14 protein-coding genes and 1 tRNA gene are annotated in these 25,128 nt (G+C 54.5%); 4 read left to right on the top strand and 11 right to left on the bottom strand.

Annotated features, from left to right (window positions below; all coding sequences use genetic code 11):
• Nucleotides 1-283 precede the first annotated feature (283 nt).
• On the top strand, nt 284-1,054 hold the full coding sequence (locus tag AYI87_RS19655) for a Crp/Fnr family transcriptional regulator (protein ID WP_144204326.1): 771 nt from the start codon (nt 284-286) through the stop codon (nt 1,052-1,054).
• 174 nt (nt 1,055-1,228) lie between these two features.
• Here the strand turns inward: AYI87_RS19655 and AYI87_RS19650 are convergent, their stop codons facing one another.
• The 7 genes from AYI87_RS19650 to AYI87_RS19620 form a co-directional block, all read right to left on the bottom strand.
• Nucleotides 1,229-2,068, bottom strand: a complete 840-nt coding sequence (locus tag AYI87_RS19650) for a LamG domain-containing protein (protein ID WP_144204325.1) — start codon at nt 2,066-2,068, stop codon at nt 1,229-1,231.
• Nucleotides 2,065-3,561 (bottom strand): ATP-binding protein, encoded by a 1,497-nt coding sequence (locus AYI87_RS19645; protein WP_144204324.1) that lies wholly within the window; start codon nt 3,559-3,561, stop codon nt 2,065-2,067. The genes AYI87_RS19650 and AYI87_RS19645 overlap by 4 nt, the downstream gene beginning before the upstream one ends.
• Before the next feature lie 157 nt (nt 3,562-3,718).
• Nucleotides 3,719-4,159, bottom strand: coding sequence for a hypothetical protein (locus AYI87_RS19640; RefSeq protein ID WP_144204323.1), 441 nt, complete (start codon nt 4,157-4,159; stop codon nt 3,719-3,721).
• Between the two features lie 53 nt (nt 4,160-4,212).
• The gene (locus AYI87_RS19635; RefSeq protein WP_144204322.1) at nt 4,213-8,751 is read right to left on the bottom strand and encodes a Calx-beta domain-containing protein; all 4,539 of its coding nucleotides are present in this window, start codon (nt 8,749-8,751) and stop codon (nt 4,213-4,215) included.
• Between the two features lie 182 nt (nt 8,752-8,933).
• A complete protein-coding gene (locus AYI87_RS19630; RefSeq protein WP_144204321.1) occupies nt 8,934-9,548 on the bottom strand; it encodes a hypothetical protein in 615 nt (204 codons plus the stop codon).
• A 69-nt stretch (nt 9,549-9,617) separates the two neighbouring features.
• A complete protein-coding gene (locus tag AYI87_RS19625) occupies nt 9,618-14,225 on the bottom strand; it encodes a Calx-beta domain-containing protein (protein WP_144204320.1) in 4,608 nt (1,535 codons plus the stop codon).
• A gap of 398 nt (nt 14,226-14,623) precedes the next feature.
• On the bottom strand, nt 14,624-15,247 hold the full coding sequence (locus tag AYI87_RS19620; RefSeq protein WP_144204319.1) for a response regulator transcription factor: 624 nt from the start codon (nt 15,245-15,247) through the stop codon (nt 14,624-14,626).
• Between the two features lie 260 nt (nt 15,248-15,507).
• Between AYI87_RS19620 and AYI87_RS19615 the strand changes: the two genes are divergently transcribed.
• A complete protein-coding gene (locus AYI87_RS19615) occupies nt 15,508-17,346 on the top strand; it encodes a TonB-dependent receptor plug domain-containing protein (protein ID WP_186300682.1) in 1,839 nt (612 codons plus the stop codon).
• Nucleotides 17,347-17,724: 378 nt separating this feature from the next.
• Nucleotides 17,725-18,690: a LysR family transcriptional regulator gene (locus AYI87_RS19610; protein WP_144204317.1), complete on the top strand. Its 966-nt coding sequence runs from the start codon at nt 17,725-17,727 to the stop codon at nt 18,688-18,690.
• A 174-nt stretch (nt 18,691-18,864) separates the two neighbouring features.
• Here AYI87_RS19610 and AYI87_RS19605 read toward each other — a convergent pair whose 3' ends face one another.
• The 3 genes from AYI87_RS19605 to nrfD are packed head-to-tail and all read right to left on the bottom strand — an operon-like array spanning nt 18,865 to nt 23,566.
• The gene (locus tag AYI87_RS19605) at nt 18,865-21,939 is read right to left on the bottom strand and encodes a molybdopterin dinucleotide binding domain-containing protein (protein ID WP_144204316.1); all 3,075 of its coding nucleotides are present in this window, start codon (nt 21,937-21,939) and stop codon (nt 18,865-18,867) included.
• A gap of 4 nt (nt 21,940-21,943) precedes the next feature.
• Entirely contained in the window at nt 21,944-22,660 is a 717-nt protein-coding gene (locus tag AYI87_RS19600) for a 4Fe-4S dicluster domain-containing protein (RefSeq protein WP_144204315.1), read from the bottom strand.
• A gap of 9 nt (nt 22,661-22,669) precedes the next feature.
• Nucleotides 22,670-23,566, bottom strand: coding sequence for an NrfD/PsrC family molybdoenzyme membrane anchor subunit (gene nrfD / locus AYI87_RS19595; RefSeq protein WP_144204314.1), 897 nt, complete (start codon nt 23,564-23,566; stop codon nt 22,670-22,672).
• A 556-nt stretch (nt 23,567-24,122) separates the two neighbouring features.
• Here nrfD and AYI87_RS19590 point away from each other — a divergent pair.
• Complete coding sequence (locus tag AYI87_RS19590) at nt 24,123-24,800, top strand: TorF family putative porin (RefSeq protein WP_144204313.1); 678 nt, start codon at nt 24,123-24,125, stop codon at nt 24,798-24,800.
• Nucleotides 24,801-25,037: 237 nt separating this feature from the next.
• On the opposite strand, the gene AYI87_RS19585 is transcribed toward AYI87_RS19590, so the two are convergent.
• Nucleotides 25,038-25,124: transfer RNA gene (locus AYI87_RS19585), tRNA-Leu, on the bottom strand.
• Nucleotides 25,125-25,128 lie beyond the last annotated feature (4 nt).

Raw genomic sequence — 25,128 nt, 5'->3', positions numbered from 1 at the left:
AAAGGTAAAATTTTTCACATTTTCTCGCCATCTCGTTGCCGAATAAACAATAAATATATTTATTCAAATAAAACATATAAATAAACAAACAAAAACTAACCATTATCAGGCTGTTTTTAGTCAAAAAAACAGCAAATATAGGTATTTTCCGATCCCCATCTAGGGACATTTGCGGATATTTTTAAAAGTTACAATAACGTTACAATCGATACATCATCAGAGGATGACCAAGAGCAAATAGATAAAATTTTATTTAAAAACAGATAGTTTTTTGAGGTGCAACATGATTAAGTCCATATCGACAGGTAGAACACAGCAGGGTAATTTCAGCCCAGTTGAAAAACAGATGTTCGGCGCTGCGTTACTGGCCGATACCGGCACCTCAAGCCCATTCTCCGATGCACTCAGCATTGCCGAAAGTGGATGTTCAAGCAGTTTGCTGCAGCAACTGACCAGCGTGACCAAGCGATTTCGTCACCTCAAGGCGGAGCAATATCTGCTACGCCAACAGGACCAGTTTGACTCGCTGTTTGTGGTCAAGAAGGGCGCCCTCAAGAGCTATCGCCTGACCCCGGAAGGCGAGGAGATAGTGACTGGCTTCTATATGGAGGGCGACGTCATAGGCGCCGGCGGCCTGGGTAACCACAAACACTTCTACTCTGTGGTGGCGCTAGAACCTTCGAGCCTGTATGAGATCCCCTTCGCCAAGTTGCTGCAACAATCCGCCATGGAGCCGATAGTGCAGCAGCTGATGCTCAAGCTACTCAGCCAGGAGATGCAGGCGGATCAGAGCCTGAGACTGATCCAGCTTAAGCAGGTCAAGGCGGCCATCGCCTCGCTGATCCTCAACATCGCCAACCGCCTGACGGCGACCCAGATCACCCTGCCCATGAGCCGGGTGGATATCGCCAACCTGTTGGGAGTCGCCTCGGAGACCGTCTGCCGCGAGTTCACCCGCCTGCAGAAGCAGGGGCTGCTGTCGGTCAACCGTAAGCATATCGTCATCAACGATCTTCCCCAGCTACAGCAAGCGGCTGGCGGAGATTGCTACTAAGCAATCATTCATCAAAAACTAAGGCACCCATCTGGGTGCCTTTCAATGCTTCATTTTAGTTAATTTCAATTGCCTTTCGCAGTTAATTTAAAACGCCTCTCGGCGCTAATTTAAAGTGCCTTTCGGGGCTAATCTAAATTGCCTTTCGGCGCTAATTTAAAGTGCCTCTCGGCGCTAATCTAAATTGCCTTTCGGCACTAGGCCATAGATAGCTCTGACATCCTTGGCGGAGAAGATCCGCTCAGACATCACAACCTCATCGATGATCCCGGGAAAACGCGCCTGACCGAAGTTAGGATAGTCGCCGGGGATCCCGCCGATAAAGATATCGTTCATGATGGAGCCAACCTTACGATCCAGGATATCGCTGGCATCCAGCTCACCGTCAATATAGAGGTTGGCCTGATGACCGTCGTGTACCAGGGCGATGTGATACCAGCGATCGTTGCTGAGCAGAGTGCGGGAGCGCACCGCCACCTCGGGGGAGAAACCTGAGGCGTCATAGATCAGCAGCTCCAGATGCCCCTTATTGATCCTCAGCTTGTTGCTCTGCACATCGCCATACCAGCCGCCAAGCAAAGGGTAGATATCCTGCTCGTTAATCGCTAAAGGTTTTATCCACATCCCCATGCTGATACCGCCAAAATCGAAGGTGATCTCCCGCCCTCTGGCCCGCTTCATCTCATCGCTCTTACAACAGATGTCGAACGCCACATAGGCCTGCTCATTGGCGGAAAAATCTATCCCTTGGCCCTTGATGCCGGGCACCCGCTTGCCGCCCACCAGGGTGCCAGTCCATACGGAGCCGAAGGTGTCGGTAACGTCCTCGTTCTGCTCCTCGAAAGACATCAAGGATGAGTGACCATAGATATTGACCTCCACCACCTTAAGCAGGGGATCGCCCTCCCCGGCCCCCGAATGCAGCGGCTCATACTGCCACAGGGTGACGCCAATGAAGCCGATAAGGATCAGAGACAGGGCGCCAGCGAGTTTAATCAGAGGCCCATGCTTCATGATACCGGCCCCTGCTCGCTCTGCGGCTTATTTTCCGATAGTGTTTCAGGCTCGGCTGTTAGCTTGTCCCCCTGGGGCAGCAGCATGGTGAAGTCGCAGCCGCCAAACTCGTTGATACTAAAGAGCAGTTCGCCGTTGTGGGCATCGATTATGGTCTTACAGATGGCCAGGCCCATGCCCATCCCCTCCTGCTTAGTAGTAAAGAAGGGGGTAAAGATCTCCTTGGCCGCCTCGGCGTCTATGCCACAGCCACGATCACGAATGCGAATGCTCACCTTATCGCCACACTCCTCAACCCAGATCTCGATAATGCTCTCGGGTGGGCTGGCCTCCATAGCGTTGCGCAGCAGGTTAAACAACACCTGCTGTAGCTGCACCAGATCGCCGATAACCGTGAGCCGCTCGTCGGCAAGCCCTTGCACCAAACTGACCTTATATTGCGACTCAAGTGTCTCCAGCAGATGGCTGGTGCTGGTCAGCAGTGCCTTGACCCCAATCTCGCTGCGACTACTGGCCTGCTTGCTGATGAACTGACGTATGGTGCGGATCACCTCGCCAGCCCGCAGCGCCTGCTCGGTGATCTTCTCCAGCGCCTTGATCAGCGTCTCAGGCACACACTCATCGCCCTTGTTGCTGCGCAGCGCGGCCTGGGCATAGGTGGCGATGGCCGTCAGCGGCTGGTTGATCTCGTGGGCGATGCTGCTGGCGATCTCCTCCATGCTGGTGACCCTGTCCATATGGGCCAGCTGCTCGCGGCTGCTGCGGCTGTCAAACTCCGCCTCTTCCCTAAGCCTTAGCTCCTGCGCTAGCCTGGTCTGCATCTCGTTGAGCGCCGTTACCACAGTATCTAACTCATCCACCTCGCCCCGGCGCGCTGGCATTCTGTCCAGGGTCAGGGCCGGCGCATGGCCGTTAAGGGTTAAGTTGTGGGCGTACTGGCTAATCTTATTCAGATGACGGGTTACCAGGTACTGGAACAGCAGCAGAATAAAGGCGGCGATAAGAAAGGTCTTCACCGCGGTGGCAACCAGGATAAACCAGATCTTCTGTTTGAGGCGCTCATAGAGGGGATCTAGCCCTGCCACCAGATGCAATGTGCCCAGCGGCTCCTTGGCGTTCGTACTTTTCGTGGGATAGAGCAGGAACTTGGTGTCTATCACCCTATCGGACATCACCTTACCGGTGCGCTGTAACACGCGATCCCGGGCGATGATGCTGATGCGCTCGATATCCGGCAACTTAACCAGGCCATCGATCAGCAGCTGTAGCTGGGTGGGATTATTCTGCTCCAGGTAGTGGGCGATGCCGTCGAGGTGGGAATTTTGCACCTGCTCGATCTGCTGCTCTATCTGGACCACCTCGTCTTGGTATTCCACATAGAGTTGCAGCGCCGACGACAGGATAGTGATCAGCACACTGAATAGAATAATGTATAAGATTAACCGCTTAGCGGTTCTACCGGTAAATGCGCCCAAATTGAATTTGCTTATCATAATCTGTGATCACTTCCCATAGTGTCATATTGGGGCACACTTCTCCAGCATCGCCGCCAGCGCCCGTTGGCCATAGGCACAGGGCCTCGCTCTTGCCACAAGGCTTAATCAAACTGCCCTAACGATCTCTTATAAGGCATCCTCTTTTTTCATGAGCTTATTCTTGTCGCGGTTTGTCGCACTCGGGATTAGATTCACCCGGTTTTACTGACTCACTCACTTTTACTGCCTCGCCCGGCTTGATTGGCTCAGCCTGCGCTTCACTCTTTAGCGGCGATTCGCTCTGATCTGCCTGCTCTGTGGTATCCGCCTGGCAGGGAGCACTCGCTGATTCTGACTGCGCTTCTACCGCTTTGCCCTTCTCGTCCAGCTTCTGCTCGAACGGCAGTCTGTGATTGGGCACTATATGATCGCCCTGACTGTTATCTGCCTTGACGGGCGACATCTCGCGCACAGGCTCTGAACCCGCTTGTGCCGCACTCTGCTGCACCTTAGGCTTGTTTTTGGCCTTCTCGGCATCGCTATTGGGTTCACAGGCCATCGCGCCTCCTAGCAGGGGGAGTGTCAGTAAGATGATTGCCAGATTGTGATTACTCATTGTCTGTTACCTCTCTACAGGTAAAAAAGGTGCCCGAAGGCACCTTTTATCGTTTAACGATTCACTCTTCTGCGCCATCCGAAGGCGAGCAAGGCACCCAGCAATAGCTGTAGACCCGCGCCCCCTTTCGACGAGCTGGTGTTATCGACAATGTTGACATTGGCAATGCTGTTGTCAGAGACGGCAACTTGCTCATCATCGCTCGACAGGGCCAGGCTGAAGGACTCGGTCGCCTCCTCCTTGTCGTCCGCACTGATGGCAACCACTATCTCCTTGGCCGCACCGTCTTGGTCGGCCCAGGTCAGCGTGCCTTGCGCCAGGGTGAAGTCTTCACCGGCAGTGGCGGTACCATCGACGGCGCGGTAGTTAACGCTCACCTCACCATCGACACCACCGAGACGCTCAACCATCAGGGTCACGCTGCCATCGGCCTCGTTCACCTCATAGTTTGTGGCCTTAAAGCCCACTGCACCCGGCACCTTGGCTTCTACCGTCAGCGACAGCGGAATCGCCTGAGTACCGTATGGGGTATCGCTTTGCAGCAGCAGCTGTACCTGATGCACGCCTGGCGCCAACTCGCTGGTATCGACATCAAAGGTCACCTCTTGCTCGCCAGCGACATTCAGCTGACCGCTGGTGTGTGACACGTCAAGCCAGGTCACATCCTTATGGTCACACACGCCGGTCTCACCAGAAGAGACGGTGAACATCTTGCTGCCTTCGATATCGACCAGACGCAGATTACCGTCACAATCGATATCCAGACCCGTCTGGCCAAAGTTGCTCATGCCATCGACATTGAGCGCGCCAACCATACGGAAGTCGTCACGGCTATCCAGTACGTAGATATCCAATACCTGGTCGACCTTCTCAGAACCTGGATCTGCCGGACCATTGGTACTGATAAACAGGTGACCGCTGGCCGAGTTGTAAGCCATGCCAGATACCGACACGCCCACTTCCTCAGTCTTGTGCACCTCGCCAGACTCATCGAAGTAACTAATGGTCATATCGCTGGCAGAACCACCAATGAAGTCACCAGACACTGGATCATAGGCCAGCCCAGAGATAGCGCCGACACCAGGACAGACACGCTTGCCTGTCACCATCAGCTTGCTTGGGTCAATCTCATGAATACAGTCGTCGGCAAACAGCGTCGCCTGCCACAACATGCCGGTGCGGCTGTTATAGGCTCCGTCGGTTAACAATCCGCCTTCAGGCAGCATGGCATCTAAGTCGATCACTTCGCCACCTGGCTTGCCTTCTGCGTCATAGCGATACAACTTGTTGTCACCGCCAAATATCTTAACGTTGTTCACCCACAAAGAGCCGCTGCTGCGATCCATGGTGGCGCTATAAGGAACGGCCAAGCCAAGACTCGATTTCTCGACTGACTCACCAAAGCCTAACTCAGCCTCCGCCATCGGATTTTCCAGCTCGCCCTCGACGGTCGCGGCCAATTCACCCAGTCGGTAATTCACCTCTCGGCTACCCACGTTCTTGACCGTCAGGCTCAGCTCACTCTGCTTACCGCTGCGCACGGTTGCCGCAAGCTCTGGCTGATCCACCTCCAGCATACCCGCCTTAAGGCTAAGGTGCTGCACGGCAATCTTGTTGTCGGTAACGGTCAACTGGCTGTTACTCACGCCATAGCCGCTCTGGGTCGCCGAGACAATCTGGCTGCCTGCGCTTTCGAACAGACGATATTGCCCCTCGGTGTTGCTCGATACCTGAGTATCGCCCAGCCATACCTTGGCCTGTGCGATAGGCGCTTGGGTGTTGGCATCTGTGATGTTACCCACGGCCAAACCACCCTGCTCCATGGCACAACCCAGACCAAACTCGACGTCGTCGATCTGCGCCCACCAATCCCAGGCAAATTCGTTGGCATTATGGTAGCGCCAACGCAGACGGAAGTTGCTACCGCCCACTAAGGCTTCGCCAATATCCACGTTTACCACTGTACCTTGTTCGCTGGCATTAGCCGAGTGCAGGGTCTGCCACTCGCCGCCATCGACGCTGATGTCCATATCCAAGGCCGAGTCGCCGGATGGGCGGAAGCCCTCCTTGAAACGAACCGTGGTGAAACCACCCAACTCGGCAACTGACATGATAGGCGTTAGCAGTGAGGAGTCATACGCCTTACGGCCACCCTTATCACTGTCGATAGAGGCCGCAAGCCCCTCACCCGTAGTGTTGTTAGGACGTTCCCACTGCTCGTTGGTCTTCCAGATAACGCCGGTACCTGCGGCATCGACGACTGTCCAGCCTTGAGGCGGGAAATCTGGCGACTCGAAGTTCACCAGTGATGCTGTGTTGGTATCTATCTTGCGGTAACCCAGGGCGCTACACACCTGCTTGTCTACCGCCAGGTTAAAGGCAAGACCACTCACGCCATCGCCGCCTGGCACCAGATCCATGGTCTCTGGCAGATAGCCAGGTGCACGGGCGGTGATCGCCACAGGCCAGCCTTCATAACCCACGACGCTAAAGCTGCCATCGATCGCATCGGTAGCGATCGGCGTAGTCGGGATCAGCTCACCGTTCTGGCCGATCGCACCGGGTACGCCCCAGCCGTGACCTGAACCGTCGTTGATCTTGCCCGAAATCGTCACCTGAGGCATCTCGGTCAAGACCACGTTGCGCTCCAAATCAGAGTCCTTGGCCACAGAGACACTGCCCTGGCTCGCCTTGGTATGACCGTAGGCACGGGCCGACACCTGATAATCGCCCACAGGCAGTTGCAGCTGATACTTACCTTCAGCGTCGGCCACAGTGCTGTAAGGGCCGGCAACCACTTCGGCGTTCGCCAGTGGCAAGCCAGTGACGCTGTCGGTCACCACACCGTGAAGCATACCGGTAGGATCGGCCACACAGTTAGGGAAGCTGAACTTGCCGATGCGAGTAGCCCACATAGACTCGAAGTCGTGATCGGCGCCATACTCCTGGGTATACCAGAAGCTACAATCGTCCGTCGGGTCGATTGTCATCATGCTGCGCTTACCATAGTGACCATCGAAGGAGTTCACCTGGGCCGCCTCGGCATCCACCAGCACCTGCTCAGCCAATGAGATCTGACCCAGAGGATCGCCGTTCAAACGGCCGGTATAGCGTACAGAAGGCAGCATCTCTTCACCCGAGATGGCGTAACCCATGCCTATGTTGCCCGTGGCATCCATCGCCATACTCGCCAGCCAGCGGTGGTTGGCGTCCGGGGCATAGCTGCCCTGCTGATAGATCTCGGCGCCTGCACCCAGGTTGCGGATCTCATACCAACGTACACCGAAGTGTTGCTCGCCCACGTCAACCGTATGGTTAACCACCAGGCTCTGGTGATCGCCAAACTGTCTAAAGGCGGCGCGGTACATCAGCTTCTCTTGGTAGGCTTTCAGGGCGTTGTAAGAATCGCCACCCCAGGAGTCCTGCTCGATACAGGTATTGCCACAGGCCTGGTTGATATCAAATGGCTCGGTCGCCAGCGCAGCAACCTGGCTGAACTGACTGTTTTGCGGGTTGTTCCAGTCGGTCTTGAAGGCCCAAACCTGGATCTCATCCTGAGCACTGCCATGGACCTTGTCGTCCTGCAGGCTGAGGAAATAGTTAGGTGTACCGGCGGCAGGCGCGCGCTTACCGTCGAGATCCACCGGCAGCAGGTTTGCTGTCAGCGGCGCATCGAAATAGATAGAACGTGCAGGTACGCCGTAGAGCATCTTGTCACGCTCAAACACCACGGCGGCGTTACCGGCTTTGCTGTTATCGCTCTTGTTGTGTTGATTGGCCGACAGATAATAACCGTCGCTCCATACGCCGAGCTGGGCGCCGTTGTGCCACTTGTCGCCGTTTAATTCAAATTCATATAGATGCCAGTCGCCGGTAGGATCGCTGGTCTTAGAGACGGCGAAACATTGACGGCTCTCCTTTCCGGAGACATAGGCGTGTTGGGTCACTACCCAGCGGTCGGCGAGCTGATCGTAAAGTACGATAGGCTCACGCTCAGTGGTCGGGCTCTCCCAGGGTTTAGCCGGAGCCGGGTTGGCATTAGGGTCGCCACAGACACCGCCCAGACGCTTCCAGAACTCTGTCATCGGGGTGCGGTCAACCAGCAGGTTGCCCTCTTTATCCCACACGGCAAATGCCATGTTGACCACCTGAACATAGTGGTCGCGGCCGACATCACCCGCCACATCAGGCATTGCAGCCTCATTGAAACCGCTACGGGTTAGGCCATCGAAGTTCAGCTCGGGGGCTGGCATGGCGCCAGTGCCAGGCTCGGCTTGCACCACGGTATCGCTGTACTGCTCCAGTGCAACGGCCGAAGCCATCTGCTCCTGGTATTGAGCTTCCATCAGCGCCTGATTCGAGGCCGAGATGCTAGGTTTGGCCAGCTTGGTCTGAGCTGTCGGTTGGAATTTTAGTTTATTACTCACCAGCATCTTGTTGGCGAGTTTCACCAAAGGTGTCGACGACGCTTGGTTCAATGACTCCCCGACGATCGGAGAGCTGGCTGCACAAGAAAAGGCGCTGACCGTCGCCAATAATCCCGCTAGCCCCACAGAGCTGCAGCCTTGCCATGTTGACTTTTTGATACCCATCAAAAGTCTCCTTATTATAGGTTTACCTTGGCTCACGTCGTCATTGGGCGCCCTAAGACACACTCTTATCTAAAGTCGCCACTAAAGTTGACGTGATTTGCCGTTATTCGATGCTTGTGTGTATACCAGTGATACAAACTACCCGTTATTGCGCGCGGCCAACTGACAAAGATCAGTTGGGCTCAAAGATTGTGCGCTAACAGCGCCTTTAGCTGTTTGGCCTTCGCCAGTAGCGCCTGCTGCTGGGCCTGATAGGCAGGCACGGCATCCACTAACGTGCTGCCCACGGTGAAGGCGGCGGCATACTTGGGCTGCTTGATACGCTCTTTCTTATCCAGATACTTGTCGCAGCCATGCTTGAACTGCTCAAGACGCGGTGACAGCGCCGCCATGGCGTCCAGAGACTTATTGGTGGCCTGAATCACCTGGGCCAGCTTGGCTGGGTCTTGCTCGGCTTCGATGGCGGCACTCAGCTTGGCGTTGACCTCGCTCGCCTGCTCGAGATAGGCGTTTAGCCGTTCAGCGTAGGGATAGCTGCCCTGGCTGAAATCTGCCGAGGTTAGCGGCGACAGCGCGTTGAGTCCCGGCAGATAGTTATCGCGCTGCACCTTGGCGAAATGAGCCGAGATGGCCATAAAATCCAGCATCAGCTGTGATTGATCCTGATTGAGTTGATGATAGGGATCGCTGGCCACCTTGCGGGCATGGGCCAGATCGCGCCAGCCTACCGTTTCGGCTTGGGCGCCGCTGGCCAGCAAGGCGATAGAGATGGCAAAAACAGAGAGGAAACGTGACATATCGATTTCTCCAATTTGAATGCTAAAGGTAGAAAGCCAGCGCGAGGCTTCGCGCTGGCTTAATTACACTTATGAACGACGCGCTTGGCGACGGCTAAACAGTGAGCCAACACCCAGTAGCAGCAGTAGGACTGGGCCTAAGCTACCACCGCTGGACTTCTTGTCTTCCAGCTCAACCGTGGCTATGGTTGCCGCGTTCAGGGTCGCACCACCAGTCGGTTGTGACAGGGCCACACTGAAGGACTCCATAGACTCCTCGACATCATCGCTCAGCAGCTTGATGCTGATGGTCTTGTCGGCCATGTCCATGTCCTCCCACTTGATGACGCCCCAGGCGGCTTCGAAGTCTTCACCCGCCTTGGCCGTTGCATCCAGAGTGCGGTACTCCAGGGTCAAGGCATTGTCGCTGCCACCTTGACGTGAAACCGTCAGGGTCACAGTGCCATCGGCCTCGTTAGCCTCATAGTGAGTCACGGCAAAACCAAGTACGCCAGGGACACGCTCATTCACGGTCAGTTTCACCGGAATAGACTGCATCTTGTATGGGCTGTTGCTGTTGAGCAGCACCTGAACCTCATACTCGCCAGGCGCCATGTTGGCGGCGTCCACATCCAGGGTCACCTGCTGGTTACCCGCGACACTCAGTTCACCGACATTAGGGTTAAGCGATAACCAGTTCACATCCTGGAAGTCACACACGCCAGTCTCGCCAGACTCGATCTCGAACAGCTTCTGCGCTTCGATATCCAGCGCCCACAGATGGCCCTGACAATCGATAGTCAGACCCGAACCACCACCGTCGGCACGGCCGTCGATGGCGTAACCGCCGATCACCTGGTAATCGTTCGCCACATCCAGGATGTAGATATCGATATCCATAGGCTTGAAGCTGTTGGTCGCCACAAACAGGTGCTGCGATGTTGGGTTGAAGGCCAGGCCTGAGATAGGCAGACCCACATCGGTCGACTCAAGCAGAGTACCGTCGCTGCTGAAACGATGGATCAGACCGTCGATGAATGAACCCGAGAAGAACTGATCGTTCACCGCGTCATAGGCCAGGCCACGCTGCGAGGTAGTCACGTCAGGACATAGACGCTTGCCAGTAGCCTGCTTCTCAACTGGATCCAGCTCGTAGATACAACGCTCACCGCCCACCATGATCTGCCAGAACTTGCCACTGCGACTGTTATAGGTCATGCCAGCGTGGGCACCACGTGTGGTCATCAGCGGATGCAGGTCGATCTTGTCTTCGGTCTTGGTACCATCTTGCTTGAAGCGATAGACCTTATCGTCACCACCGAACACACCCAGGTTGTTGATCCAGAGATCGCCCGTTGACTGGTCGAAGACCACGCCGTTAGAGGCTACTAGATCTACTGCCCAGCTCTGTACCACCTGGCTCTCTTCGAGATCAGCCTGTGGCAGAATGAAAGGCACGCGGATGTTACGGGTCGTCAGATCCCACAGGTTCTTAGGTCCAAACTTACGACCGCCGATAGCCAGCTTAGGCCCTTCGACAGGCGCGGCCTGCGGTGCATTGATCTCGCCTAGCTTGAAGGTAAGATCGTTGCTGCCCGAGTTTTGGATCTCAAAGCTTTCGCTCAGGTTACGACCGCTGGTCACAGCCAGCTCGATGGTTTCAGTTTCAGAGCTGAGACGACCCGCCTTAACGCTGAAGTCCTTGGCAGTCACTTCATCGGCAGCCACGCTGACATTCTCTTTCACGTCGGCATAGCCGGCCTGATGCAGGTTAAGCTGCTGCTCGCCCTGGGCCGAGAAGATCACATACTGACCCTGGTTATCGCTCATCGCCTTGTTACCCAGACCGTCGATGATCTCGACGTTGGCTACCGGCAGTTGAGTGTTGAAGTCGGTAATGGTACCAGCCACCAGGCCACCCTCTAGCGAGCTACAACCACGGGCGATAGAGATATCATCTACCTGAGCCCAGTTATCCCACTGCTTGTTGTCACCATAGATGTGGTGATAATGCCAACGCAGACGGAACTCGCTCGCACCTAGCACCTCAGCGGCCAGATCGTAGTCAACCAGACGCTCTCTGGCGGTATCTGGATAGCTCAGCAGCGTCTTCCAGGCGCCGCCGTCGACACTGATGTCGAGATCAACCATAGAACCGCCGAAGATGCCACCCACGAAGTCCAACTTGAACTGCAGTGCCGTGCTCTCTTCCAGGGCGCTGACCTGAATGCTTGGTGATACCAGGCTGGTGTCATACTTACCCCAGCCGTAACGGTCGTTATCTACCGCCGCAGCCTTACCGCTACCGCCGGTAAAGTTAGGACGATCCCAAGCGGTATTAGTACGCCACTCGATATCATCACCAGTTGCATCATTAACCACGGTCCAGCCCGCAGGTGGAAAGGTCTCACCGTCGAAGTCTTCGACGATACCGTAGGCCTTGTAACCTGGCGCGCTACAGACGCTGTTGTTTACATCCAGCGCTATGGTCACACCGTTGGCGATCTGAGTATCGCTCGCCACGAAGTCAAGCGACTTCTCGTGATAGCCGCTCAGCGCAGTCGAGGCAGTGATCTTATAGCCCCAGCCCTGATAGACCTCGACGCTGAACTCGCCGGTTGCCGGGTCGTTCATCAACTCAAGGTTTGGCGCCAGTTCGCCAGCAAGGGCCAGCTTGGCCGCCAATGGCCAGCCATGACCACTGTTGTCCACCACCTTACCGCTTAGGGTAACCAGTGGCAGTGGCGACAGTGAATCACTCAGCGTCTGCTCGCTATCTTCGGCAATCGCCAGATCCGCGTGCTTGGCTTCTTGGTAGCCATAGGCGCGAACACTCACGTCATAGCTGCCGACAGGCATGGTCACTTCATAGTGGCCGTTCTCGTCAGTAAAGGCGGTCACCGCGCCGGCTTTCACCATGGCGTTGGCCAGTGGCTTACCTTCGACGCCAGTCACCGTGCCAACCAGGGTGCCCTGAGGACCAGTGGTACAGTTAGGGAACTTGAAGGAGCCGATGCGTGTCATCCAGTCGATGTCACCGGCGTTAAGATCGCCATAGTATTCCTGGGTATACCAGAAGGTACAGTCGTCTACCGGGTCCACGCTCATGGTGCTGTAGTCACCCCAGCGACCATTGGCGCCGCGCTGTGAACTGCCACCAGCCACCAACTCGTTTTCACCCTGTGGCATGGTATTTAGGGGATCCGATGCCAGACGGCCGGTATAACGTACCGACGGATAGGTGTTAGGGCCAGAAACCGTGTAACCCAGGGCGATGTTGCCCACGGCGTCCATGGCGACACTGCCCATCCAGCGGGTATCGCTATCAGGCGCGTAGCTGCTCTGCTGATGAACCACAGGCGTGGTGCTTGGGTTGCGGATCTCGTACCAGCGTGGGCTCCAGCGATTGGTATCGGCGTCGCCGGTAAACACTGTATGGTTGAGCACCATGGCCTCGTGATCGCCATAGTTACGATAGGCGAGACGGAACATGAGACGATATGGAATGCGGTCCAGATAATCTTCGCTGCTCACGTCAGGCTGAGGAATACAGCCGCCCTTACAGCCACTGAACTCCATGCCGGTTACCGGCAACATGGCGATCTGCTCGAAAGTAGATAGCTCTGGATTTTGCCAATCTGTCTTGAAGGCCCAGATATGCAGCTCATCGGTGGCAGGCCCCTGGCTGTCATCGATAGGTTGCACGAAGTAGTTAGGCGCCCCTTCCGGTGGCGGCGTCAGACCATCGAGGTCGGCCGGTAGCATACCGCCCAGCTCTGGTGCAGGATCGTCGAAGTAGACCATGCGGGCAGGTTCACCGCGCAGCATCTTCTCACGCTCGAACACCACGGCGCCGGCGCCGCCCCACTGATCTTCACGACCATCGAGGTAGAATTGGTTCACCGACATATAGTAACCGTCTGGCCACACACCGAAGTGCGGGTAGTCGTTCATCTTGATGTCGCTGATCTTAAAGTCATACAGGTGCCATTCACCGGTAGGATCCGGCGTCTTAGACACGGCGATACACTCGTGGTAGTCCGACTGGTTGATGGCGAACTGGCTCATCATCCAGCGATCCGCGAGGGGATCGTAGAGCACGATAGGGTCACCATCGTTGTTCTGGGCACAGATGCCCCCCAGGCTCTTCCAAATCGCATTGGTCGGCGTTGGCGGGATCAGCTGATTGCCCTGCTTGTCCCAGATGGCGAAAGAGACGTTAACCATCTGCACATAGTGATTCGGGCCGACATCGCCTGTGGTATCGGGCGGGGCAACACGGTTGATATTGTCGATGCCGTCGAAACTCATCAGCGGCGCTGGCATGTTGTCGCCGAGGAAGTCACGCTGCACGGGATCGGCTGCGTCCAGGGCCAGGACGCCCATCGTCTTACTGGATTTACTCAGACCAGAGGCGCTCTTACCCATGCCGCCAACGAAGGGAAGTTCGAAGTTTTGGATGATTTCGCTGGTCTTACGGGTGGTTTCACCGGACGCCGAATCCATCTTACCGCGCACGAGACGTGCCTTGGTATCTTTGCTCAAGTTGAGCGCAATATCGCGCAGCGCAGGGATAGTGACGTTATTAACAGACTTACTAACCACAGGTGCTGACGCAGCGGCCTGGGCGTGATTCACCGCCATCAGGCTGACAAAGCCGAGACACAGGCTGTTGTATAATGTTGACTTTTTGAACATAGTCAAAAGCCTCCTAGTTATTTTATTACTACCAAAATTGCACCTTAAGTCCGTGTTACCCACTTAGCATCGATGCGAATTTTTGTCGTTTGAGTGTGGTTGGTTCGTATACACAAGCTGTTTCACACTACAGGCAGAAATAAATAGCCAACTGACAAAGATCAGTTTGGCGAGAAAAAGCGCCGGCTCACTCGGCTCGGCATGCAGAAAAGCCGTCGTCAGAGCCGATTGGCGTGAATCAGCGGCTGACCGAGCAGGCAAAAAAATTGAGCTAGAAGTTCGCGACAGAAGGTCGAGATAGAAGATAAAAATGGGGAAATAGGTGTCACGAAAACTGTCTTAGCTTAAAAGCCAAGACAGTTAGCGAATGAATGTGTGGTGAATCGGACGCCCTAGGGTCAGGCGTCTGCAGACTTGATCAGCGTGATGTCATGTACCAGTTCGGCCAGTGAGTCGCAGGCCATCTTCTCCATCACCCTGGCGCGGTGGATCTCCACCGTGCGCTGACTCAGTTCCAGCTCGATGGCGATCAGCTTGTTGGATTTCCCCATGACGATATTGTCGAGGATCTCCCGCTCACGTCCGGTGAGGGTAGCCAGGCGTTCTTTTATCTGACTCAGCTGCTGATGCACCAGACGCAGCTGCGCCTCCTGCTCCAGCGCCAGATTGATGCGATCCAACAGCTCCTGATCGCGAAACGGCTTAGGGATGAAGTCGAAGGCCCCCTGACGCATCGCCTTGACCGCCATAGGCACGTCGCCGTGACCACTGATGAAGATGATAGGTAGTGCGACCTGACGCTCGTTTAACTTCTGCTGTAGCTCCATGCCGCTCATCTTAGGCATGCGCACGTCCAGCACCAGACAGCCGCTCATCTGCGGCGAATAGTCGTCGAGAAACTCCTGCGCCGAGCAGTACAGCTTGCAGGGCAGGCCTACTGACTCCATCAGGAAGGCCATCGCCTCACGGATCGCCTCGTCGTTATCGACAATATATACGGTTTGCTCTATTTGTTGCGCCATCGGCTCATAGGGTCTCGTTTTGTTATCTATCTAGGGTATTGCATCGAACTAGGTGAATTCAATCTAATTTTCCCGCTCATCCGCCGCCCCACCCCTAAGGCCCATTTAACCGGCCAGGAAAAATAGTTTTGGCCAACTGATCTTTATCAGTTTGCCGGGCCAGCGCCTTGCTAAGGTATGCCCCTAAGCACACTGGAGTACGCCTTATGTATTTATCTTTGAACAGAATCACTTCATCGATACTCACATCGCTCCTCGTGTTGACCTCTTCATCGGGGTTGGCCGCGCAGTCGATTGAACGTATCACCATCAATGGCAACAGGAATGCTACTCAGAGTCCTGTGGTCACGACGGCGAACGTCAATACCCTTAACCCGGACGACAGCGATTCGACCCCGACTAACCTAGCACGTTTGTTGCATTCCGTTCCCGGAATTAGTTTTGTCGGCCAGGGAGGGCTTTTTCAAACCGTCGGACTCAGGGGGATGTCCCGTTGGCGAGTGCCAACCTTTATCGGTGACATTCCGCTCTACACAGAACGCCGGGCCGGAACGACAGCTTCATTTATACCGCCGCAATTTCTCGAATCGGTCAATGTGATCAAGGGGCCCTCCTCCACCTACTATGGCTCTGGCGCCCTGGGTGGTCTGGTGCAGCTCAACCCCAAGCACGCCCACAATGTGGCGGCCAGCCTGACCCTGACCGATGCCAAGTATGATCAACAAACCCTGGAAGCCGGTAACGAGCAGTGGTCGGTGGCGCTATCGAGACAACACGCTGGCAATAGCGAAGATGTGCAGGGCAACACCCTTTATGATCATTTCGACCAGCAATCTGCGCTGATCGCTCACCACTGGGCATTCGACAATGGCCTGGAGAGCGACACCTTCTACCTCTACAGCAATGGCGACGACATAGGTAAGTCTAGCAAGGACTATCCCAACAAGAAGATCGTCTCCTATCCGGATGAGCAGCACCACCTGCTGCAATGGCGTTTGACGCGGCCTCATGACTGGAGCCTGAGCCTGTTCGCCCACGATCAAAGCCTGGAGACTGAGACCATACGCCCGGCAAAGCGGGTCAACACCGTCAGCAACGAGTCGCTGGATCTTGGTGGTCACTGGGTCAAGGAGTGGCAAGTCGGCGACTTTAATGGCCGCTGGGGCGCCGACTATATCGCCCGTCGCGGCGTTAAGGCCAATGAATTCCAGCACTCGCTAAAAAACGACAGCACCAGTCTGCAGCAGAATATCGATGCCAGCCAGGATGAATACGCCCTGTTTGCCGACGCCAGCACTCAACTGGATAACTGGCAACTGGTGGCGGGCATGCGCGCCGCGCGTTATCAACAGTCTGGCGAGGGGGCTGAGGATCATTCTGATACCGCCGTCACCGGATTTATCGGCGCCGTCTATACCCGCGGCGAGCAGCAGGAGTGGAAACTCAATCTGGGCAACGCCTACCGCTTCCCTTCGCTGACCGAACACTACTACAGCGGTAGCACGGGACGTGGCACCATAGTGGCCAACAGCGATCTGGTGCCTGAGACGTCCACCACCGCCGAGCTGACCCTGACCGATGTCTATGGCGACTTCGCCTGGCAGCTGGCGGCCTACTACTCACGCGTCAGCGACTATATCGAGCGCGTCAGCATCGCCGAGGAGACGCTTAGCTATCGCAACGTCGACAGCGGCAGCATCAAGGGGCTGGAATATCGCATCGACTGGCGCCCTAGCGAGCAGTTTACCCTGGGCAGTACGGGCCAGTGGATAGACGCCGTCAGCGACGAGGGCGATCGCCTGGCCGATGCCGGTCGCAACGAGCTTGGCGTCAACATGGAATATAGATGGTCTGACTTTAGCTTCAGCACAGGCTATCGCTACCTGGCACCGGTGAAGGAGCCCGCCTCGGGCGAGCTGACCCGCGAGGCCGCCAACCTGGTCGAGGCCGCGATGCGCTATCAGATCACCCCGAACCTGTCGGCAAAGGTGTGGAGCGAGAACCTCACCAACGAGAGCTACTTCTATAGCAGCGACGAGTTGGCCACCCTGGCTCGGGGCAGGCAGTTTGGCATCACCCTGAGCTATCAATTTCAGTAAGCAGAGTTAACCCCTGAGGTCGGCGTCAAGAGACGGGCACCCACCTCTTTTAACCTTAGCTATACTCCCAAAGCATGGATGCTTCTTTTTTTAGTTCTTGCTAGTCAAGTCCATTAGCTCGCCCTTATCTCCGGCGTTTCCACCGGCTATTTTGGAGACCTTTTTAATTAAGTACTCATCTATTAAATATTCAGCTATTACAAATGTTTATGATTTAAGTTTGAGCGCCATTATCGCCTTTGAGAAATAAGCTTGTCCGGGCCATTAGGCTTTAGTCGATAAAAGCCAACCTGACACACAGAATTGCCAGGCAAATTTGTTTGATGCCTAGGTAAAATGGTAAAAATTAACCAATAAAAACCGTGAATTGCTCTCCTCATGAATATTGATAAACTCGATTATCATTCGCTGATCATTTTCGAATCCATCAGTCGTCACTTGAATGCAGGCCTGGTCGCCAATGAGCTGGGGATGAGCATCTCTTCAGTCAGCCGTCACCTTGGCATACTGCGCGATATCTTTAAGGACGTACTCTTCATCCGTCGGGCACAAGGTTTTGTCTTATCAGACAAAGCCATACAGCTACTGCCTTACATCAAACAGTTGCTCCATGACTATCAGGTGATCAAACACAACCATATTCATTTCAATCCGCTCACCGCCCGGGGCCACTTTAAGATCTATGCCTACAACGAGTTCACCTATGTGATCAACAAGGTGATTCATCAATATATATTGCCTCAGGCACCTAATTTAACCTTCGAGGTGCGCACCCTCTCCAGCGATTGCAGCCGCGCCATAGAACATGGCGAGATTGACTTTGCCGTCGTCTACGAAAGATTTAAAGATCACAAGATCATCTGTGAGATGTTTTCCCCCACCGAGGAGCTGTTTTTAATCGCCAAGGAGGGACATGCGGTATTTGAGGACGAATTTACATTGGCCAACTTATGCCAATATGATTATTTCGCCCTGGATAATTATAACGATCTGTCCATGCCGCTACTGGAACAACTGGGTAAGACTGAAGGCAAGGCGGTTAACGTGCTCGGTGCCACAGACAATATCGCCGCCCTGAGCCGTCATATTCTCGATGGACGCGCCATCTCCATGAGCTGTAACGTCTTCACCCGCGAGTTTTATTCGCTGATCAAAGGAATACGAACCGCCACACTACCGAGCGAGCTCACCGAACGCCTACTCAAGCAGATCACAGTCGGTCGGACGGTCGGCAATTACCTCATCTACTCGGAGATCAACCAATCTCCCACCCACCACTGGCTCAAGCAGCAGCTATTCAATGGCATACGTGATGAATGGTATCTGGCCATGGGCCGCAAATAAGAAAAAACTCTATCTATCAAAGCTAAGGATAAATAGAGTATCTAGGTAAAACCTCGGTCGCTAAGACAGGAGATGGGGGCAAGAGTGTCCTATCCGAGTGATTGACGACAAAGGCGGCCTAACAACAGCGTAATAAGATGCGCCGCGTCGAAATGACGCGGCGCTTTCTTTGGGTCACACCTTACGGATCGCCACAGGCACACCATGTCTGGCGGTCGAACCAAAGGTACGGTCACGGTAGAGGCTAGCGCCCTTACGGCTAGGATCCACTATGTTGAAGGGGTTAGGACAGACCCCCGTTCCTCTCGATGGAACGCCAGGGATCAACTGACCATCGACCTCCAGATCGCTGGCGCCGAAGCACCAGTGGCCGTAGCCCATGCCCACCACTATGGTATTGCGGGCCACCGTCTTGTCGGCCTGCACTATCCCCTCGATATGTTTCCCCTTAGGAGACAACACCTGCGCCCTATCGCCATCCTTGATGTCAAACTTGGCGGCATCATCCTCATGCAGATGGATATAGTTGGTCTCACCCAGGGCAGTGATGCGCGGCAGCGCCACAGAATAAGGGCTACGAAGATGCAACTTGAAGGTCGACAGGTTGAAGGGATACTCATTCACCTTCCACAGCGCACGCACCGCCGAGCCGTCCCAGAAGCGGTCCACATCATAAACGGGTTGGCCGTCGTTATACTCGCCACTGTAGGAGTCTTTCACCCGGGCCAGGGACTCGTTGTACACCTGGAACTGAGTGTCCATGCGCATCATGGGGTTGAAAAACTCCCCTTCGTAACGCTCATCCACCCGCTCGTAACGCCCCCCACGGGTCAGCATATAGGCGGTCGGCCCCACCTCCTCGGGCTTGAGTCTGGCCTTGAACAGCGGCAGCACGCGATCCACGCTGGTAAAGGCGATATCTTCCTCCGTAGGCGATGGCAGCACAGATCCTGTATGGGCGATATTGGCAAACAGCGGCACATAGAAGTCGGCCGGCTCATGAATCGGCAAGTCGCGTCCCTCGACGTCCTTAAACGCCTTCTCACCAAAGCCTGGCAAGCCTATCGCCTTGCTAATATCGATCAGGAACTGCTCCATGTTGACCTCTTGGCCCAGGGCTGTCTTGACGTTACGTGAAGCCACCACGGGCACACAGGCCACATCGCCGACAAACTCGCTGCCCCACATGCGTGAGTTGGCCCACTGCTCATACTGCAGTGAGTCCGGCACAATGTAATCGGCGAACACATTGGTCTCGTTGATGTAGGGATCCAGGGCGATGATCAGCCCCAGCTGCTTAGGATCTCTGATGGAGTCCTCCACCTGATCCTGCAAGCCTGAGCAGCCATAGATAGGGTTGGTCGCCCAGGTAATCCAGGCCTTGAACTGGAACGGATTCTTGTTGGCATGGGCCACCAGCAGCTCGCCGCTGTTGTCCTGCACGAAGGTATTGTTCCAGGGCTGCTCCGCCGGGTAAGGGTTTATCCCCTTGGCCAGCTTCTGTTGATACTCATGGCTCAGCTCATAATCGCCGGAGCGCTCGGCGTTAAAGCCAGTCAGCGAGGTGTGCTCAAAATCCATCAGGTTATAGAGAGGGCCATCGTAGATGTCATACATGGCGGCGTAACCCACGCCCCCCATGTGCATCATGCCGCCCTTTGCGTTATGGGCGCCAACCAGGGTTCCCAGCATGATCATGGCGAAGGTAAACTGACCGCCGTCTGAGGCATTACAGCCGGTACAGGTCTCAATAGCCACACTACGCCCATGGGAGGTGAACTCCTTGGCGAGTTCCTCTATCTTGACTATCGAGATACCGCAGCGCTCGGAGAGCAGGCGCATCGGATAGCCGTTTACCCTCTGCTTAAGCAGCGAGAAGGCTGTCTCCACCTGCAGCTCGACGCCATTACCGATCGCCAGCTTACCCTTGTAGAAGAGCTCGGCGGGTTGTTCGCTCTCGCCTGTCACCAGCTGACCCGTGGCCTTGTCGATCACCATCTTGACCTCGGCCTCGCCCACGCCACAGGCTTCCGCGGTGAGGAACTGGTTATAGAGGGGATGACCAGGCTCTTTCACCACCAGATAGGTGGCATTGGTGTAGTTGATCTCGCCGATGGCGTCGGCGCAGGCCTGGCTGGGCGCCTCAAGATAAGCGCGGCGATAGCGATCATGATTGATGATGTACTGCATCATGGCAAACATCAGCGCGGTATCGCCACCCGAGATAATGGGCAACCACTCGCCTTGGCCGTTATCCACCTCAGAGGTTAAGGAGCGCAAGATGGGATCCACCACCACATACTTAAAGTCGGGGCGATCGCTACGGGCCTTGGCCAGACGGCGCGAGCCCACGTTGAGACCGTTGCCACTGAGCCCAGGGTTGGTGCCGATGAAGATGGCAAACTTGGTCTCTTCATAGTCCACCTGAGGCAAGGCCATCTCGTCGACGGCATCAAAACAGCCCAGGGCGCAACCCGCCACCTGTTGGTGACCACAGTAGGAGTCTTTATTGCCTATGTTGGGTGTGCCCCAGGACTCCTTGACGAAGCGGTGTAAAAAATCGGCCCGAGCCCCCTGCTCAGAGGAGGTAGAGACCAGCAGTTGATTCTTCACCGGACCAAAATCTGGATAACGCGGATTGGCCAGCGCAGGATTATCATGAATCGCCCTCAGCCCCTCGACCTTGCCCTCGCCGAACAGATCGCCGCCCTCAATCACCTCCTTGAGCAGCTGCTCATAGGAGATGCTCTGCCAACGATTCTCACCTCGCTTGCCCACCCGCTTGAGGCACTGGGTGATACGGTGCTTATCCTCGAACGCATCAGGCACCGCATTACCGCGGCCACACAGAGTAGCGCGATTGCTTTGGCTCAGGCCGCTGACGGCGGAGAGTTGTAACATCGCCTCCTTAGGCGGCGTCTCCATGGTAAAGGGCTGGCCTGCGTTATTGGTCAGGGTATAGGGATTACCCACGGCGCGTAGCACCTTGTCTGTCTTGTTGTCTATGCTGACCCGAGCGCCGCAGACGTTAAAGCAGCCGAAACACTTGGAGAAGGCGAAACGCTGCTCAGGGTTTTCCACCAGTTGCTTGTCCTGATCAAAATAGTACTCAGGAGTCAGCGAGGTCGGGGCATAGCGGCTGATCTCGGCGTCGCTCGTGCTCGCCTTTGTTGCGGCCTTGACGCCCAGCGCGCCAGTTGTCATCACGGCGGCAACCGAACCCGCCTTTAAAAAATCTCTACGATCCATGCTACTACCTCTGCCAGGTTTGAGGAGAATTGATACTGTATGCCCTGTTGCTCTCGTCTTGGGTCAAGCCGATATAGAACACATTGGGGGAGGTTTGCTTACCGGCCTGCAACACCAACGGCCTGTGCTGACATATCAGCCTGGAGACCTCGCTCTCGGGATCGTTAATGTCACCAAAGACACGGGCACCACCGGTACAAGTCTCGACACAGGCAGGCAGCAAGCCGCGGCTGGTTCGCTGAATACAGAAGTTACATTTATCCACTGTGCCCGTGGCCGAGTGGGTGAAACGCACCCCATCGTAGGGGCAGGCCTGGATGCAGTAGTTACAACCGATACACAGCTCTGAGTCCACCACCACTATGCCATCCTGCTCGCGCTTGAAGGTGGCGCCCGTCGGGCAGACAGACACGCAGGAGGGCTTGTCGCAGTTGTTGCAGAGGACCGGCATGTTAAACACATACTGCTTACCATTCAGATCCACGCTGTGTTGCGGCACCTGGGTTCTGTGCTCGTCAGGCAGGTTGCCGTTTTCTATACCACAGGAGACCACGCAGGCCTTGCAGCCATTGCAACGACCGAGATCGATCACCATAGCCAGACGCTTCTTACCCTGACGACGAATATCGGCGATCACAGGATCGGCGGGGATAAACATCATGCCTGTGGTTGCGATGGCGCCGCCAGCCAGGAGTTTGATTGTTCTTCTTCTATCTAACATCTTTAGCTCCTAATAAGACTGACCGGCCAGTAACACCGAATAACGTAAACAGAAGGCGCCGACTAAGGTGAGTGCGGCGATGCCATACTCCTTAGCATGAGACACGCCGACTCTGCCCATGATGGAGGTAAGGTTGAGTAACAGTGGCAGCAACAGGCCAACCACTACGGCGCCGAGCCACCAGATCTTACCGGCCGATGTCGCCATCCCCAGCAGGTTATCTAAGCCATAGAACTTGCTCACATTGGCGATGGCGTAAACGAAGATACCCAGTACAAACAGCTCGATGAGCATCACCATGGAATCTGCCTTGGCGAAGTGATGATGTGGGTCGCTCTGCTTTAGCCAGGTCTTGACGATCAGCACCACGGCGGCGCCGGAGGAGATGGCAGACACCAGGAAGATCACTACCAAGATGCTATTAGACCAAACTATGTTGTGCTTGATGTCACCGATCAGCAGCGCAGTATAGGAGGCAACGCAGACCGCGAGGATCAGATTGATCAGCGCATAGCCACGGCTGGTAAAGGTCTCCTGATTACGCCGCTTAAAGGAGAAGCAAAACAGCAGCGCGAAGATGATCGCCAGGGTCAGCAGCCAGGTACCTATACTCATCATTGAGCTAGGCTCGAAGGTCATAAACAGACGATAGAAGCGCAGCAGCTTACTCATGTCGCCATTGAAGATGCCGTACTGGAACGAGGTCAGATCGAAGACGATCATCCCTGTGCCCAGCATCAAGAGTAACAAACCCGCGATGGCACTAAACTTCGCCGTCGACCAGTGGTGGGCGTGAACCACCTTTTCGGACAGAACCAGGGCGCCACTGATAAACAAGGCCCCCGCTCCCGCACCGGCCAAGAACAGATAGGCTGCCACCAACAGCCCCCAATGCACTTCGCTCATAGACATTCCTTATTATTCTATTTACCTCTTTATTCCAGCCGATTAATTTATTGGCGTAGACATAAAGAAATTTAAGACGATGTATAACAGACCAAACGGGAGAAATAGATTTATTCACCCTTATTAAAATCATACAAAGCAAAATAAAATAAATAAGGAGCCAGATCACACTAACTATTCAGCGTGTTTATTCTATGATGAGAATTTGAAGAAAGTGGTTATTTTCACTTTCCGAGAAATCATTTTATGACTAACCCACAAAGTACGCAAGCATCACAAACAATACTTTAAGCAATTAAAATCAACAATATAACAATAACCCATTGAACATTTATTATCCTCATCATTCTCCTGCAAGATGCAAATTGCATTTTTACCAAAATAGAAAAAAGTCATTCAATCACAAATAAACAATATTTTAATAAAGGGTGATTATTTTATTTAGATCTATTTATTACAATCTAAGCACCACAATAAAAGTGGCAATCAAATAAATTAAGACAAGTTTAATATCAAGGTTTATTAGAACAGACTAAAAATAGTTTAAGGGTTGATAATGAATAAGTTAATACTCTCCTCTTGCGCCTTAGCCATCGCCTGCACCATGAGCCAACCTCTAGCGGCCGAAGAAAGTCAATTCGCCGCCTCAGGCGTACTCATGGGCCTCAGCAACTACCTGTGGCGCGGCCAAACCATCAGCGACAACAAGCCCACCCTGCAGGGCGACCTCATGGTGGAACATGAAAGCGGCTTCTATCTAGGGACCTCATTCGAGACCTATCGATATGAAGACGAAGGCAGTATCTACAACGATTATGAGATCGATTACTACGGCGGCTACTACCAGATGGTCACCGAGGATCTGGGCCTGGGTTTCAATGCCATGAAATACACCTATGGGGCCGGTGGCTACAGCGTCGAGTATGCAGTAAGCATCGACTACAAGACCCTCAATCTGACGGTGAACTACGATCAGGATGTGGAAGCCTGGTATACAGAGGTCAACTATGGCTTAGATCTGTTTAACGAGAGTCAACTGGTCGCGCACGTGGGCCTGTTTACCGATGCGGAAAACTATGGCTATCTCGACAATGGCAAGGTGGCCGATAGCATTTACGATGTGGGATTGCGCTATCGCTACCCACTGCTATCTCAGTTGGATCTCATGCTAGAGGCCAGCTACCAGGAGTTCGAACACGACCACTATATGATAGGTCTCGCCTACAACTTCTAGTTGCAGTCATACACAGAGTTAAAATAAGCAAGAGATGGGGCGCCGAAGGCGCTCCAGCTGTTTAGGCTAGAGACTTGCGACTTCTTGCTATTACTAGCAACTCAGCGGAGGCTGTTAAGAGCTGGCAATTAAGGGGAGATGCTGCCGAGATTATTAAACACAGACAAATTTCAGACATAAAAAAACCTGCTATTAAGCAGGTTATTATCTCTTCTAGAGAGGAGTGCATCAACAAGTTGGTACAGATGGCGAGACTTGAACTCGCACGGCCGTTAAGCCACTAGCACCTGAAGCTAGCGTGTCTACCAATTCCACCACATCTGCATCT

Source organism: Shewanella sp. KCT, from assembly GCF_007636505.1.
Lineage (GTDB): Bacteria > Pseudomonadota > Gammaproteobacteria > Enterobacterales > Shewanellaceae > Shewanella > Shewanella halotolerans.
This window is presented reverse-complemented; position numbering and strand designations above follow the sequence as displayed.